Origin of the sequence: Pantoea sp. GCM10028869 (assembly GCF_042666835.1) — a bacterium.
GTDB lineage: Bacteria > Pseudomonadota > Gammaproteobacteria > Enterobacterales > Enterobacteriaceae > Pantoea > Pantoea leporis.
In genome coordinates this window covers 280,923-294,371 of sequence record NZ_JBHTGO010000004.1, presented here as the reverse complement: position 1 = coordinate 294,371, position 13,449 = coordinate 280,923, and the positions used below count along the sequence as shown (strand labels likewise).

Below are 13,449 nucleotides of genomic sequence, written 5' to 3'. Positions count from 1 at the left end.
CAGCGAGGCGAAAAAGCTGACATTTGTTAACAGTAACGGTTAAGGTATGCCACCGGCTGTTTAACCAGCCTTTTCTGACCCAATCACAGAGCCATGAGTAAGAAAACGCCGCTAAGCCAGGACGATCAGGAGATGTTCCGCCAGTTAATGAGTGGAACCCGCAAGCTGAAACAGGACACTATCGTGCATAAACCGGTAGTGAAAACGCGCGAAGTACCGCTTAAACGCCTGCTTTCAGAACAGGTCGATAACAGCCATTATTTTTCAGACGAGTTTCAGCCGTTGCTGTCGAGCGAAGGTCCGGTGCGCTACGTGCGCGCGGATGTCAGCCATTACGAGCAGAAGAAATTGCGTCGTGGCGATTACACGCCGGAAATTTTTCTTGATCTGCATGGCTTAACGCAGATGCAGGCCAAGCAGGAACTCGGTGCGTTGATTGCCGCCTGTCGCCGCGAACATCTGTTCTGCGCCAGCGTGATGACCGGGCACGGCAAACACATCCTCAAGCAGCAAACACCGCTGTGGCTGGCACAACATCCGCATGTGATGGCGTTTCATCAGGCACCGAAAATGTTTGGCGGCGATGCCGCACTGCTGGTGCTGATAGAGGTAGAGGAGTGGCAGCCGCCTGAATTGCCGTGACATGCCGCGCTACAAAAGGATAGGGCCGCGTTTGCGGCCCACAGAGAAATGTATAACTTTAGGGAATTAAATCGCTTTAGCCAATTTTGACGGGCTGACCTGCCACTCCAGCTTGCCTTCGCAGGCCTCTGCATCAAAGTTCACACAGGCTATTGCCGAGGTCGCGAACATCGGCGGCGCTTCCTGCGGGCAGAGTTCAGACACCAGATAACCCACCAGCGGCAGATGCGAAATCACCAGCGCCGATTTAACCCCTTTTTGTGCCAGCGCCTGCAGATAGCAGGCCACCATGCCCGGATCGCCGCCCGGCGTCAGTTCCGGCAAAACATCCTGCCCTTCTGGCAATTTCAGGGTTTCGCGCACCGTGGCGAGCGTTTGCTCGGCACGCAGGTAAGGACTGACTAATACCCGATCAATTTCTGGCGTTTTGCCGTTGAGCCAGCTCGCCATCGCTCTCGATTCATCACAGCCACAGAGTGTGAGAGGTCGAACAGAATCACTCGCTGCTTCCAGAGCTGCATCGCCATGACGCATGATAAAAACTTGCATAAAGCACCGCTGTTGTTTGTCGATATCGGCCGGTACCACAGCACCAGACGCTTCATTCTGCGAATGAACGGTGTGTTTTACCCCAATGGCTTTAGTATAGTCAACCGGTTGTTTATTAAATAAGCATATCTCAGAATGGTGCCGCGCTTACCGCTGCACGGCCCGCTGACTAACCCGCTGAATCTCTGTGCCTATTCACGATTGTGCAGAAGTGTAAAAATTCGTTTGCTGTTCTGACATTGCGAGCAGCGCCTCACTCGGCGTAAAACGCTCGCCGTGCTGCTGCATTAATGACCTTAATGCTTTGACGATATCGCCAATGCCGCGCTGATCCATATAGCGGAACGGACCGCCAAGGAACGGCGGAAAACCGATGCCAAATACCGCCGCAATATCGCCATCACGCGCGTTGCGGATCACCGCTTCATCCAGACAGCGTGCCGCTTCGTTCAGCATCATCAAGACGCAGCGCTCAGCGATCTGCGCTTCGCTCTGCCTTGCCTGCGGTTTGATATTCAGCAGTGAATAAAGGGAAGCATCGACTTTGCGTTTTCCCGGCCAGCGCGAACGTTGATAGAGGTAAAACCCTTTGTGATTTTTGCGCCCTTTTCTGCCGTCGGCCAGAATGGCGTTCGCGGCGTTGGGGGCACTGAAACGCAAACCGTAAGCCTGCTCAAGAATCGGGCTGATTTTGCTGCCGACATCAATGCCCACTTCATCCAGCAGCTGCAGCGGCCCAACCGGGAAACCAAACTTCACCAGAGCGCGATCGATATGCTCAATCGGCTCACCTTCCTGCAAGCAGTGCATCGCTTCATTTATATAGGGCGCGAGAATGCGGTTAACGTAAAAGCCGGGACGATCCGCCACCACCACCGCCGTTTTGCCCTGCTGACGCGCCAGCTGCACCGTATTTGCCAGCGTTTGCGCCGAGGTATTGGCGTGAGGAATCACCTCCACCAGCGGCATTTTGTCCACAGGACTGAAGAAATGCAGACCGATTACGTTTTCAGGCCGCTGGGCTTTGGCTGCGATATCAGCAATTGGCAGCGACGAAGTATTGGAGGCAAAAATAGTGTGCGGCTGGCAATGGCTTTCGATTTCGCTGACCATCTGCTGCTTGAGCGCCAGATCCTCAAATACTGCTTCAATCACCAGATCGCGCTGGCTAAATCCCTGGTAATCGGTGCCACCGCTGATGCGCGCCATCTGCTGCTGGCGTTCGGCGGCTTTTAGCTGACGCCGCTTCACCTTGTTGCTCAGCAGATCCCAGCTGTATTGCAGCGCATGATTCACGCCGACCAGATTGATGTCTTTAATGCGCACCGGCAAACCGGCTTTCAGCGCCGTAACGCTGGCGATGCCGCCGCCCATCAAACCGCCGCCGAGCACGCCAATCTGCTTCAGCACTTGCGGCTCGACACTGGCCATCGACTCTTTCTTTAAGGCCGTTGAGGCGAAGAACAAACTGCGCAGCGCGGCCGATTCTGGCGTCATCGCCAATTGGCCAAAGGCGCGCGCTTCCGCTTCATGCCCGGCGCTGCTGCCCTGCTCCAGACCGATGCGCACCACTTCGAGAATACGGTCAGCCGCAGGATAGTTGCCCTGGGTTTTGCTGTGAGTCTGCCGCTGCGCCAGCGAGAACAGCACCTGACGCGCGATCGGTCCCTGCAGCAAACGATCGCGGCGCGAAAGCTCCCGGCGCGCGCCTTTTCCTTTATGTACGCGCGCAAGCGCCGTTTCCAGCAGAATTGATTGCGGCACCGCGTCATCGACAATCCCCAGCTTGAGCGCCTGTTTAGCGCGCAGCTGTTTGCCGGTAAGGATCAGCGGCAGCGCCTGCTGTACGCCAATCAGGCGCGGCAAACGTTGCGTACCGCCAGAACCCGGCAGCAGACCGAGCTGTACTTCCGGCAAACCGAGGCGCGTTTTGTCATCCAGCGAACAGATGCGCGCATCGCAGGCCAGCGCCAGTTCCAGACCGCCGCCGAGGCAGGCACCGTGAATCGCCGCCACCACTGGAAACGGCAGCGCGGCAATCATCGCCATCACATCTTGTCCCTGCTTTGCCAGCGCCTCAGCTTCCTGCGCCGTTTTGCAGTTGGCGATCATGCTGATATCCGCACCAGCAACAAAGTTGTCTGGCTTGCCGGAGATCAACACTAATCCAGCCAACTGCTGATGGCTGCGCGCTTCGTCCAGCACCGCTTTGATCTGCGGCACAAACTCGGCCTTCAGCGTGTTCATCTTCTCGCCCGGCACATCGATGGTGATCACACCGACGTGGTCGAGGCGCATGTGTAAATGAAAGGCGGATTCGCTCATTATTCGGCCTCCAAAACCATTGCCGTGCCCAGGCCGCCTGCCGCGCAGGCGGTGACCAATCCCAATCCGCCACCGCGCCGCCGCAGTTCCTGCAGCGTTTGCGTGATCATGCGTGCGCCAGTGGCGGCAAACGGATGACCATAAGCTATCGATCCGCCAAGCACGTTAAAGCGTTCTTCATTGACTTCACCTAACGCATGCGGACGATTCAGCACCTCGCGCGCAAAGCGTTCGTCACGGAACATTTTCAGGTTGGCTAAGGTTTGTGCGGCAAAGGCTTCGTGCATATCAATCAGCGTCAGATCGTTGAGCGTGATGCCGGCGCGCTCCAGCGCCAGCGGCGAGGCGTAGGCCGGTCCAAGCAGCATATCGTGCCAGACATCAATCGCCGTAAAAGCATAGCTGCGCAGATAGCCGAGCGGCTGAATGCCGAGTTCGCGCGCGCGCCCTTCACGCATCAGGATCACCGCTGCGGCGCCATCGGTCAGCGGCGTGCTGTTGGCGGCGGTCACCGAACCGTGACGACGATCAAACGCCGGGCGCAGTTTGGCGTAATCGGCGGCGCTGGCGTTGAAGCGAATATTGTTGTCCTGCTCGATGGGCGCTTTCCACGGCGGCACAAATGCGGGCATCACTTCCTGGCTTAACACGCCCGATTGCCAGGCGCGCGCCGCATGCTGGTGCGAACGCAGCGCTAACGCGTCCTGCTGTTCACGCGTGATGCCGTGACTTTTCGCCATCTGCTCGGCGGTATCGCCCATGCGTAATCCGGTAGAATACTCCGCTACCGCCGGTGGCACCGGCAACAGATCGCGCGGGCGCAAACGACGCAGGATGCTGAGTTTTTGACTAAATCTGCGCGCTTTGTTGAGATCCACAAGCGCACGCGCCAGAGTTTTACTGACGCCAATCGGCAGCACCGAGGATGAATCCGCGCCACCGGCAATGCCGGCATCGATGGTGCCCGCCATCAAACTTTCCGCTACGTTTGCCACCGCCTGAAAACTGGTGGCGCAGGCGCGGCTAACGCTATAGGCATCGGTATGCACGCCTAATCCGCTGCTCAGAACAATTTCACGCGCAATGTTGGGCGCTTCCGGCATCTGCACCACCTGGCCAAACACCAGTTGATCGATAAACTCGACCGGTAATTCGCTGCGCGCCATCAGTTCGCTGATCACCATGCGCCCCAGCTCCAGCGCGGGAATGCCGTGGAAATCGGTCGCCTGACGGGCAAAAGGGGTGCGTAATCCGTGGGTTATGGCGATACGTTCGCCCTGACGCGTCAGCAGCGGCTGCGCTTTGCTCATTGCAATCACCTGTATTTTTCGACCGGGGCATCATTGCCAAACAGGTCTGACCTGATCATCAGTGTTAACTAAGTGTTGCTAAGTAGCCAATAAGCAGAGGAAAAAAGTGCGAGGGAATACACGAAAATGAGTTAAGGCTGCCGAAGGGGTTTCGGCAGCGGCATGATTAGCGTAGGCCGAGCTGGAAAATCAGGGTTTCGGCCTGGCAGGCAAAGGTGAAGTCGATAGACAGGCGCACCGCGTCGCCTTCATTGGCAAAATCCGCGCGAATATCGCAAGGATCGGATTCCACCTGACGCGCGCGCTCAGTCAAATGCGCCAGCATCGCTTCCGCCGCATGACGATCGGCAAACACGCCAGACCAGCTTGCGGTGCAATCGGTGTTATCCATCACGGTTCCTACATCGACACAACAGCAGGCCGCCGTTTCGTTGGCATTACACTTTTTAATGGCATCAGTCATGATTCTCTCCTGACGATAATTTCAACATAATCGGATTATTTTCTGCCGCAAAGTGTACGCCTGCTGCGTTTTCACATCCACGATCAAGCCGCTAAGTGACGAATATCACACTAAAAATTGATCCAAAGCAAAATTGAACGCTATGTTTAAGTCGAACCGCTAAGATTTTGTTAAGCAGATCTGATTTTATCGATCAAATCAGAAATATTTAAAAAACAATATTGCAACAAATACACAGGTCGGACCTATACTCGTCGCACTGGTCTGATATGTGGTTTTGCCATCAGTCCCTACAATTCGCCGCTCTTTGTTACGCGACGTAACAACGTTAAATAATAAATCTGGATGAGGTTGTGGTCATGAACCATAAAAACCTGTTTGCAAAGTCAGCTGTGGCAGCTGCAGTAACGCTCGTCTGTTCTCATGTTTACGCCGCGGGCTTTCAACTGAATGAATTCTCAGCAATTGGTTTAGGTCGTGCATATTCCGGCGAAGGTGCGATGGGTGATACCGCCGCCTCTGCCAGCCGTAACCCGGCAACCATGGCATTAATGGATCGCCCTTCTTTCTCTATCGGCGCGGTTTATATTGATCCCGAAGTGGATATTAGCGGTCAGAGCCCGACAGGTCGCAGCCTTGATGCCAAAAATATCGCTCCAAATCAGTGGATCCCTAATCTTCACTATGTGCACCCAATTAACGATCAGTGGTGGATTGGTGCATCTGCGACCTCAAACTATGGTTTAGCAACCGAATTTAATGACGGCTATACCGCAGGTGGTTATGGCGGCAAAACCGACCTGATGACCGGTAATTTTAATATCAGCACCGCTTATCGACTGAATGAGAATTTCAGCTTCGGTATCGGCTTTGATGCGGTCTACGCAAAAGCGAAAATTGAGCGCTATGCCGGTGAAGCAGGTGCCGTGGCAGGATTGCCAGCCGATACCCAGATTGCGCATTTAAAAGGTGATGAATGGGGCTACGGCTGGAACGCCGGCATCCTGTACGAAGTGGATAAAAATAACCGCTTTGGCTTTACCTACCGCTCAGAAGTAAAAGTCGACTTTGACGGTGACTACAAGAGCAACATCCCCACCGCCTTTAACGGTACACCGCAGGCACTGGCTTTAGGCCTGCCTTACGGCGCCAGCGGCACCACAATTCCGGGTTCTCTGACTTTGAATCTGCCAGAGATGTGGGAAGTTTCAGGCTGGCATAAAGTGGCACCGCAATGGGCGGTTCACTATAGCCTGACTTATACCAGCTGGAGTCAATTCCAGGAGTTGAAAGCCACTGGCAGCAATGGCCAGACGCTGTTCTATAAGGATGAAAGTTTCCACGATGCCTACCGTATCGCGTTGGGTACCACTTACTTCTACGACGATAACTGGACCTTCCGTACCGGTATCGCCTTTGATGACAGCCCGGTTCCGGCCGATAAGCGTTCTATCTCTATTCCGGATCAGGATCGTCTGTGGCTGAGTGCCGGTGCGTCTTACGCCTTCAATGAAGATGCTTCTGTCGACCTGGGTATTTCTTACATGCACGGTCAGAAAGTCACCGTGAAAGAAGGCCCGTATACCTTTAACTCTGAAGGTAAAGCCTGGCTGTACGGCGCGAACTTTAACTACAAGTTCTGATACGTAGCTTGATAAAAAAGGCGACTCATTGAGTCGCCTTTTTGTTTTATTCAGAATCAATATCTTTCAGATCGTCCTGAATCGCACTGGCGTTCGGATTATCTTCCGGCTTCAGCTTACCGCCGTTGGCAATAAAGTCATGTCGCTGGAAGTAGGCATTACGAATAAAGGCGTACGGATCTTGCTGCTGACGCAAAATGGCGTCCGAATCCAGCAACTGCGCACGGGTTTCAATCCCTTCCAGCGTCCATTTACCTACCGAGATCGGCCAGCTCAACCAGCTTAAGACCGGATAGAGCGTATCAACGAAGTCACCGCCATCTTCACGGATGGTGAAACTACCGTAGGCCGGCAATTCAACATACGGGCCGTAACCGACGCCATAACGTCCCAGCGTGCTACCAAAGCGATGCGGCACTTCACGCGCCAGCGCCGGATTGGCTTTGCCCGCCACGTCGATAAAGCCACCCAGCCCTAACACGGTGTTCAGGAAGAAGCGGGTGAAGTGGATGCCTGCCTGGCGCGGTTCACCCACCAGAATGGCGTTGACCATGCTGGCGGGCTCTTCAACGTTGGATAACACATTACTGATGCCGCTACGTGCCGGCACCGGCACGTAATCGCGCCAGGCGACTGCCACCGGACGCAGAACATACGGATCCAGCACGTTGTAGTTGAAGTTAAACATCGTGCGGTTAAAGCCTTCCAGCGGATCGCTGCGCTGCGCAGGTTCCGTATTTTCAGCCGGTTTTGAGTTGGCACAACCCACCAGCAGTAAGCTGGCTAGCGCCAAACCGGTCAGGCGGTTATTCATTCTTCTCTCCCTGTGCGGATCAGTAAGGTATCGCTTCAGGGCTGCTGTTGATTAATTTCCACAGCCAGTTGCTGATGACCATCCCAGGGTGTGACCGCGCTTAAACCCAACCAGTCGCCAGACTGTGGATTGGCACTGCCATCGCGCGAAATGCGCACCCTGACTTGCACCTGATGCTGTGCCGAAAGCAGGCGATCGGGCATCATGGCATTGCTGTCATCGAGCGTGAGCGATAACGGGAAGTGGCTCAGCGGTAAACGCTTTACAGCCACAGGCACCGGTGAAACACCGTCAGACACAGAAATATACAACACTCCGCCTTGCGGTAACATTTTTTCTGCCTGCGGCGTCAAACTCACCGTTAATGCCAGGCTGCTATTTTGCTGTCCCGCGTCAGTTTTCGCTTGTTCAATGCTGCGCTCGATCATGGTGATGCGACGATCGCCTGCCGGTAACAGTTTCAACATCACCTGCCATGCACCAATCGCCTCGTTGTACTGCTGCTGCTCAAAGGCATTAAACGCCAGCAGACTCAGCGTGCGCACATCGCTGTGATCGCGTTTAAGCAGCGCTTTCAGCAACACGTTGGCCTGACGGTTATCCTGCGGATCGCTGGAGCGCGTCAGCACTTCGGCATAATCCTGCTGCAGTTCGATGTTGTCTGGCGCCAGCTGTAGCGCATGTTCAAATGCCTGGCTGGCATCGGTGGCGTTATTCAGCACGATCCCTAAGCGGCCCAGCATCGCCCAATCGTTAAGGTTTGTTGCGTCGTTCTGCAGCGAGCTGCGCAGACCCAGCTGCAGACGCGCCAACTCTTCCATGGTTAGCGGCTGAGCTTTAGGATCCATCACGCGCGCACGTAACGCAGGAAACTCCTGCTGTACGCTGACGAACGCGGTTTGCTGCGTGAGTCCGCCGGTTTTCAGATACATGCCAACCGACACCACCAGCAGCACAATCACGCCCGGCAGCAACACCCAGCGACTGCTGCGATGAATGGTCGCGGCATCCTGCTGCGGCACATCGGTTAACAGCGTTTGTTGCAGTTCGCGCACCATTTCCGGGCGCTCAGCCACCACGCCCTCTTCTTCATCCCGCTCCAGCTCACGCAGGCGTTGCTGATAGAAATCGGTGTTGAGACGGTCGCGATCGCCACTGCTGGCCTCGCGCTGGCGCCAGCCGGCACGCAGAAACAACGCAATAGCCGCCAGCAGTAAGATAATCAGGGTAATCCAGAATCCAGTCATTACGGCTTCCCGTCACGCTTGAGTAACGCCGCAAGGCGCTGTTGTTCACTGTCGTCGAGTTCGCTACGCGCTTTGCCACGACGATTACGCAGAATAATGATCAGCGCGCCCAACACCACAAACAGCGCTGGCCCCACCCACAAAATCAGCGTAGAAGGCGTTACCGGCGGCTCATACGTCACGAAATTACCGTAACGCGCCACCATGTAATCAATGATCTGCTGGCGGCTTTCGCCCTGCTTCATCAACTCGTAGACTTTGAGACGCATATCCGACGCGATCATCGCATTGGAATCGGCAATGCTGTTGTTCTGGCATTTCGGGCAACGCAGCGATGCGGTGAGATCGCGGTATTGTTCTTCCTGCTGCACCGAATCGAACTGATAAGTATCAATCGCCGCCCATAGGCTGGTGCTGAGCAGAATGCCCGCTAACAATAGAAGCAGCCGTTTCATACGCCCGCCTCCTTGTTGTATTTGTCCCACAGCGGTTTCACTTCTTCGAGCCAGACGCGATCGTTCATGTCGCCTGCGTGGCGATAACGAATGATCCCTTTGCCGTCGATCAGGAAGGTTTCCGGTGCGCCGTAAACGCCGAGATCGAGACCAAGCATCCCGTTGCCGTCATACAGGCTGAGCGCATAAGGATTACCCAGCGTGTTCAGCCAGGTCACCGCTTTGGTGCGATCGTCTTTATAGTTGAGGCCAACCACGCGAATGCCTTTTTCCGCCAGCGTGTTGAGGTATTGATGCTCCGCGCGGCAGGTTGGGCACCAGGTTGCCCAGACGTTGAGCAGAATCGGTTTGCCGTCGGTCAGCACCTGCTGATCGTAGATTTTACCGGGTTGATCGAGCGCTTCCAGTTTGAATACTGGCACCGGTTTGCCGATCAACGCTGATTCGAGACGCGTTGGATCATCGCCGTTGGCGTTGCGCGACAGCTGCCACAGCAGCGCCGCGGCCAGCAGCAAAAACAGAACTAACGGGATAAACAGGATTTTTTTGTTCATGCCAGCTCCTCGCGCTGCTCTTTTTTGCGTGAGCGATAGCGCGGATCGAACAGGCAGAACAAGCCGCCCACCGCCATAAACACGCCGCCGTACCAGATCCAGCGCACAAACGGTTTGTAGTAAATCCGCACCGCCCACGAACCGTCATCCAGCTCTTCGCCCAGCGCCGCATACAGATCGCGGGTGAAACCGCCGCTGATCGCCGCTTCGGTCATCATGGTGCGCGCGGCTGCATAGAAGCGTTTTTCCGCCTGCATCACCGCCTCCAGCTTGCCGTTGCGCGTCACTTCAATCACCGCCACGCCGCCGCTGTAGTTCGGCCCTTGCAGGTTGCGCACGCCGTGGAAGGTAAAGTGATAATTGTGGATATCAACGGTATCGCCCGCCTTCATGCGCACATCACGCTCAACGCTGTATTGGGTGCTAAAGGCGATACCAACCACGGTCACCGCCACGCCTAAATGCCCCAGCACCATGCCCCAATGGCTGCGCGACAGATGTCGTAAACCTTTGAAGAAAGAGTGGCGATGGGTGGCGCGCTCGTGCAGTTCCATCAACGTCAACATAATCACCCAGATCGACATCAGCAGGCCGATAACCGTCATCGCCTCAATGCGATCCTGCAGCAGCCACGGCAGGGCGATCGACAGAATCAGCGTCACTAACAGGCCCACGCCAAGGCGTTTCCACAGTTTCTGTGGTTGGTCACGACGCCAGCGCACCAGCGGACCGATACCGAGCATCAGCGCGAACGGTGCCATCAGCCAGGTAAACATGGTGTTGAAAAACGGTTCGCCCACCGAGATGCTGCCGAGACCGAGCTGTTTATGCACCAGCGGCAGCAGCGTACCGAGTAACACCACCAGCATCGCGGCGATCAGCAGCACGTTATTACCCAGCAGGAAGGATTCGCGTGACCAGGCTTCGCTCTGTACGCGGCTGCGCACCTGACCACCTTTCAGCGCGTACAGCAGCAGCGAGCTGCCAATCACAATCACCAGGAAGGCGAGAATAAACATGCCGCGCGCCGGATCGGAGGCGAACGAGTGCACGGAAACCAGCACGCCGGAGCGCACGAGGAAAGTGCCAAGCAGGCTTAGCGAGAACGCGGTGATCGCCAGTAACACCGTCCACGACTTGAAGCTGCCGCGCTTTTCCGTCACCGCCAGCGAGTGCATCAGCGCGGTACCAGCCAGCCACGGCATAAAGGAGGCGTTTTCGACCGGATCCCAGAACCACCAGCCGCCCCAGCCGAGTTCGTAATAAGCCCACGCCGAACCGAGCACGATGCCGATTGTCAGGAAGACCCACGCGGCGGTAGTCCACGGACGTGACCAGCGCGCCCATGCGGTATCCAGACGTCCGGCCATCAGCGAGGCAATAGCAAACGCAAAGGCCACCGAGAAGCCGACGTAACCCATGTATAGCAGCGGCGGATGGAAGATCAGCCCGATATCCTGCAGCATTGGGTTGAGATCGCGCCCGTCAATCGGGAAGTTTGGTAAGGTGCGGGTAAACGGATTCGAGGTAAGAATGATAAACAGCAGGAAGCCGAGATTGATCATGCCCATCACCGCCAGCACGCGCGCCAGCGCATCCTGCGGCATTCCACGGCTGAAGATCGCCACCGCCAGCGTCCAGGTGCTGAGCAGCAGCACCCACAACAGCAGTGAACCTTCGTGCGCACCCCAGGTTGCCGCGATGCGATAATAGACCGGCAGCAAGGTGTTGGAGTTGGTGGCGACATAGCCAACGGTAAAGTCATTCACCACAAAGGCGTGCACCAACACCACAAAAGAGGCGGCGACACAGATAAACATGCCCCAGGTCAACGGGCGCGCCATGGCCATCAAACGCGCATCCTGCCGCGCAGCGCCCCACAACGGATAGACGCTCAACAGAAGCGCTAAAGCCAGCGCCAGACACAGCAGAAAGCTACCAATTTCCGGCATCATGATTGCGCACCCGACTGCTGATACGCTGCCGCAGGTCCTGTGTGATTCTTCTTCATGGCATCTTCAATTTCGGGAGGCGTATATTTTTCATCGTGTTTCGCCAGCACTTCTTTGGCGTTCACCAGATTGCCCTCTTCCAGCACGCCTTGCGCTACCACGCCCTGCCCTTCACGGAACAGGTCCGGCAGAATGCCTTCATAGGTCACACTGACCACGCCGTTGGCGTCATACAGTTTGAAAGAGACGGCGAGCGTTTTCGGATCGCGCTTTACGCTGCCCGGCATCACCATGCCGCCAATGCGCAAGCGCTGGCCCGGCTCAGGCTTCTGATGATCTTCACCTTTGCCGTTGATAATTTCACTCGGGGTATAAAAAAGGTCGATGTTGGAACGCAGCGCGTACATCACCAGCGCGGTCGCCAGGCCAAGCCCGATCAACACCGCGATCGCCACATAGAGGCGATTACGACGACGGATATTCACACGGATTCTCCCGCTGCTCCACTGGCAGCTTTTTTCGATTTAGCCGCGCGAATGCGCCGCTCCCTGGACTGATGCTGGCGAATTTCCGCCAGCAAACGGCGGCGGAACAGCACGGTGTGCAGCACCAGACCGAATAACGGGATCAACGTGAGGATAACGGCGAGCCAGACGTAAAAGGCATAGCCGCCCATGGCGAAGAAATCGCTCCACGATGCAAAGGCTGGCGTCATAATTTGCTTCCTCCCTGCGCCACATCAATCGCCCACGGACGATGACGCTCGGTGAATAGAATCAAATTGCGCAGGCGCATTAAGGTCAGCGCACCAAACACCAGCAGGTAACCGAGAATGGACCAGCGCAGCGGTGTGCGCATGCTTGGATCGATAGCCTGCTGCAGAATGCCTGATGAGCCCTGATGCAGCGTGTTCCACCATTGCACCGAGAAGTGAATGATCGGCAGATTAACCACGCCAACCAGAATCAAAATGCCGGCGGCGCGCCCGGCGGTGCGGCGGTCTTCAAAGGAGTGATACAGCGCGATAACGCCCATATAGAGGAACAGCAGCACCAGCTCAGATGTCAGGCGTGCATCCCAGATCCACCAGGTTCCCCACATCGGTTTACCCCAGGCGGAGCCGGTAATCAGCGCGATAAAGGTGAACACCGCGCCAATCGGCGCCATCGCCGCTGAGACCAGATCGGCCATCTTCATCTGCCACACCAGGCCGATAAATGCCGCAATAGCCATTGATGCATACACGCCCATCGACCACATCGCTGCAGGCACGTGAATGTACATAATCCGGAAGCTGTTGCCCTGCTGATAATCCGCCGGTGCAAAGCCGAATCCCCAGACCCAACCGAGTAACAGCGTGCCAACACCCAGCACCGCGAACCACGGAATCAAGCGACCGCATAGCTGGTAAAGCCGCTCAGGCTTTGCCCACTGGTGTAACCATTTCCACATTTTGCATAGCTCACAATAAAGAGAATTCAGGTTTCGACCGCTC

The 13,449-nt window shown here is 56.0% G+C and carries 14 protein-coding genes; 2 read left to right on the top strand and 12 right to left on the bottom strand.

Annotation, left to right across the window (positions count from 1 at the left end):
- Nucleotides 1-93: 93 nt before the first annotated feature.
- Nucleotides 94-642 carry an endonuclease SmrB gene (gene smrB, locus ACFQW4_RS12745; RefSeq protein ID WP_101763622.1) on the top strand — a complete coding sequence of 183 codons (549 nt, stop codon included), beginning with the start codon at nucleotides 94-96 and terminating at the stop codon, nucleotides 640-642.
- A gap of 66 nt (nucleotides 643-708) precedes the next feature.
- Here smrB and sixA read toward each other — a convergent pair whose 3' ends face one another.
- The 4 genes from sixA to ACFQW4_RS12725 all read right to left on the bottom strand — a co-directional run bounded on the left by sixA (nucleotide 709) and on the right by ACFQW4_RS12725 (nucleotide 5,289).
- Nucleotides 709-1,191 (bottom strand): phosphohistidine phosphatase SixA, encoded by a 483-nt coding sequence (gene sixA, locus ACFQW4_RS12740; protein WP_210081318.1) that lies wholly within the window; start codon nucleotides 1,189-1,191, stop codon nucleotides 709-711.
- 195 nt (nucleotides 1,192-1,386) lie between these two features.
- The gene (gene fadJ, locus ACFQW4_RS12735) at nucleotides 1,387-3,516 is read right to left on the bottom strand and encodes a fatty acid oxidation complex subunit alpha FadJ (protein WP_377725643.1); all 2,130 of its coding nucleotides are present in this window, start codon (nucleotides 3,514-3,516) and stop codon (nucleotides 1,387-1,389) included.
- Entirely contained in the window at nucleotides 3,516-4,826 is a 1,311-nt protein-coding gene (gene fadI, locus ACFQW4_RS12730; RefSeq protein ID WP_377725640.1) for an acetyl-CoA C-acyltransferase FadI, read from the bottom strand. Before fadI ends, fadJ begins: the two co-directional genes overlap by 1 nt.
- Before the next feature lie 166 nt (nucleotides 4,827-4,992).
- A complete protein-coding gene (locus ACFQW4_RS12725) occupies nucleotides 4,993-5,289 on the bottom strand; it encodes a YfcZ/YiiS family protein (protein ID WP_101763619.1) in 297 nt (98 codons plus the stop codon).
- Between the two features lie 359 nt (nucleotides 5,290-5,648).
- Here ACFQW4_RS12725 and fadL point away from each other — a divergent pair, with 359 nt between their 5' ends.
- A complete protein-coding gene (gene fadL / locus ACFQW4_RS12720) occupies nucleotides 5,649-6,932 on the top strand; it encodes a long-chain fatty acid transporter FadL (protein WP_377725637.1) in 1,284 nt (427 codons plus the stop codon).
- 46 nt (nucleotides 6,933-6,978) lie between these two features.
- Here fadL and mlaA read toward each other — a convergent pair whose 3' ends face one another.
- From mlaA to ACFQW4_RS12680, 8 genes are read right to left on the bottom strand one after another with little or no spacing between them, the layout of a single operon-like run.
- A complete protein-coding gene (mlaA, locus tag ACFQW4_RS12715; protein ID WP_350260948.1) occupies nucleotides 6,979-7,746 on the bottom strand; it encodes a phospholipid-binding lipoprotein MlaA in 768 nt (255 codons plus the stop codon).
- Between the two features lie 35 nt (nucleotides 7,747-7,781).
- A complete protein-coding gene (ccmI, locus tag ACFQW4_RS12710) occupies nucleotides 7,782-8,993 on the bottom strand; it encodes a c-type cytochrome biogenesis protein CcmI (RefSeq protein WP_377725635.1) in 1,212 nt (403 codons plus the stop codon).
- Nucleotides 8,993-9,448 carry a cytochrome c-type biogenesis protein gene (locus tag ACFQW4_RS12705; protein WP_101763615.1) on the bottom strand — a complete coding sequence of 152 codons (456 nt, stop codon included), beginning with the start codon at nucleotides 9,446-9,448 and terminating at the stop codon, nucleotides 8,993-8,995. The genes ccmI and ACFQW4_RS12705 overlap by 1 nt, the downstream gene beginning before the upstream one ends.
- Complete coding sequence (locus ACFQW4_RS12700; RefSeq protein WP_101763614.1) at nucleotides 9,445-10,002, bottom strand: DsbE family thiol:disulfide interchange protein; 558 nt, start codon at nucleotides 10,000-10,002, stop codon at nucleotides 9,445-9,447. Before ACFQW4_RS12700 ends, ACFQW4_RS12705 begins: the two co-directional genes overlap by 4 nt.
- Nucleotides 9,999-11,957: a heme lyase CcmF/NrfE family subunit gene (locus tag ACFQW4_RS12695; protein WP_192233233.1), complete on the bottom strand. Its 1,959-nt coding sequence runs from the start codon at nucleotides 11,955-11,957 to the stop codon at nucleotides 9,999-10,001. The genes ACFQW4_RS12700 and ACFQW4_RS12695 overlap by 4 nt, the downstream gene beginning before the upstream one ends.
- Nucleotides 11,954-12,439, bottom strand: a complete 486-nt coding sequence (ccmE, locus tag ACFQW4_RS12690) for a cytochrome c maturation protein CcmE (RefSeq protein ID WP_008101293.1) — start codon at nucleotides 12,437-12,439, stop codon at nucleotides 11,954-11,956. Before ccmE ends, ACFQW4_RS12695 begins: the two co-directional genes overlap by 4 nt.
- Entirely contained in the window at nucleotides 12,436-12,669 is a 234-nt protein-coding gene (ccmD, locus tag ACFQW4_RS12685) for a heme exporter protein CcmD (RefSeq protein ID WP_377725631.1), read from the bottom strand. The genes ccmE and ccmD overlap by 4 nt, the downstream gene beginning before the upstream one ends.
- Nucleotides 12,666-13,406, bottom strand: coding sequence for a heme ABC transporter permease (locus ACFQW4_RS12680; RefSeq protein WP_101763611.1), 741 nt, complete (start codon nucleotides 13,404-13,406; stop codon nucleotides 12,666-12,668). The genes ccmD and ACFQW4_RS12680 overlap by 4 nt, the downstream gene beginning before the upstream one ends.
- Nucleotides 13,407-13,449: the final 43 nt, after the last annotated feature.

Excerpts from the sequence above, each read along its gene's own strand:
- smrB (WP_101763622.1), top strand. The coding sequence starts at position 94 with ATGAGTAAGAAAACGCCGCTAAGCCAGGACGATCAGGAGATGTTCCGC.
- sixA (WP_210081318.1), bottom strand. The coding sequence starts at position 1,191 with ATGCAAGTTTTTATCATGCGTCATGGCGATGCAGCTCTGGAAGCAGCG.
- fadJ (WP_377725643.1), bottom strand. The coding sequence starts at position 3,516 with ATGAGCGAATCCGCCTTTCATTTACACATGCGCCTCGACCACGTCGGT.
- fadI (WP_377725640.1), bottom strand. The coding sequence starts at position 4,826 with ATGAGCAAAGCGCAGCCGCTGCTGACGCGTCAGGGCGAACGTATCGCC.
- ACFQW4_RS12725 (WP_101763619.1), bottom strand. The coding sequence starts at position 5,289 with ATGACTGATGCCATTAAAAAGTGTAATGCCAACGAAACGGCGGCCTGC.
- fadL (WP_377725637.1), top strand. The coding sequence starts at position 5,649 with ATGAACCATAAAAACCTGTTTGCAAAGTCAGCTGTGGCAGCTGCAGTA.
- mlaA (WP_350260948.1), bottom strand. The coding sequence starts at position 7,746 with ATGAATAACCGCCTGACCGGTTTGGCGCTAGCCAGCTTACTGCTGGTG.
- ccmI (WP_377725635.1), bottom strand. The coding sequence starts at position 8,993 with ATGACTGGATTCTGGATTACCCTGATTATCTTACTGCTGGCGGCTATT.
- ACFQW4_RS12705 (WP_101763615.1), bottom strand. The coding sequence starts at position 9,448 with ATGAAACGGCTGCTTCTATTGTTAGCGGGCATTCTGCTCAGCACCAGC.
- ACFQW4_RS12700 (WP_101763614.1), bottom strand. The coding sequence starts at position 10,002 with ATGAACAAAAAAATCCTGTTTATCCCGTTAGTTCTGTTTTTGCTGCTG.
- ACFQW4_RS12695 (WP_192233233.1), bottom strand. The coding sequence starts at position 11,957 with ATGATGCCGGAAATTGGTAGCTTTCTGCTGTGTCTGGCGCTGGCTTTA.
- ccmD (WP_377725631.1), bottom strand. The coding sequence starts at position 12,669 with ATGACGCCAGCCTTTGCATCGTGGAGCGATTTCTTCGCCATGGGCGGC.
- ACFQW4_RS12680 (WP_101763611.1), bottom strand. The coding sequence starts at position 13,406 with ATGTGGAAATGGTTACACCAGTGGGCAAAGCCTGAGCGGCTTTACCAG.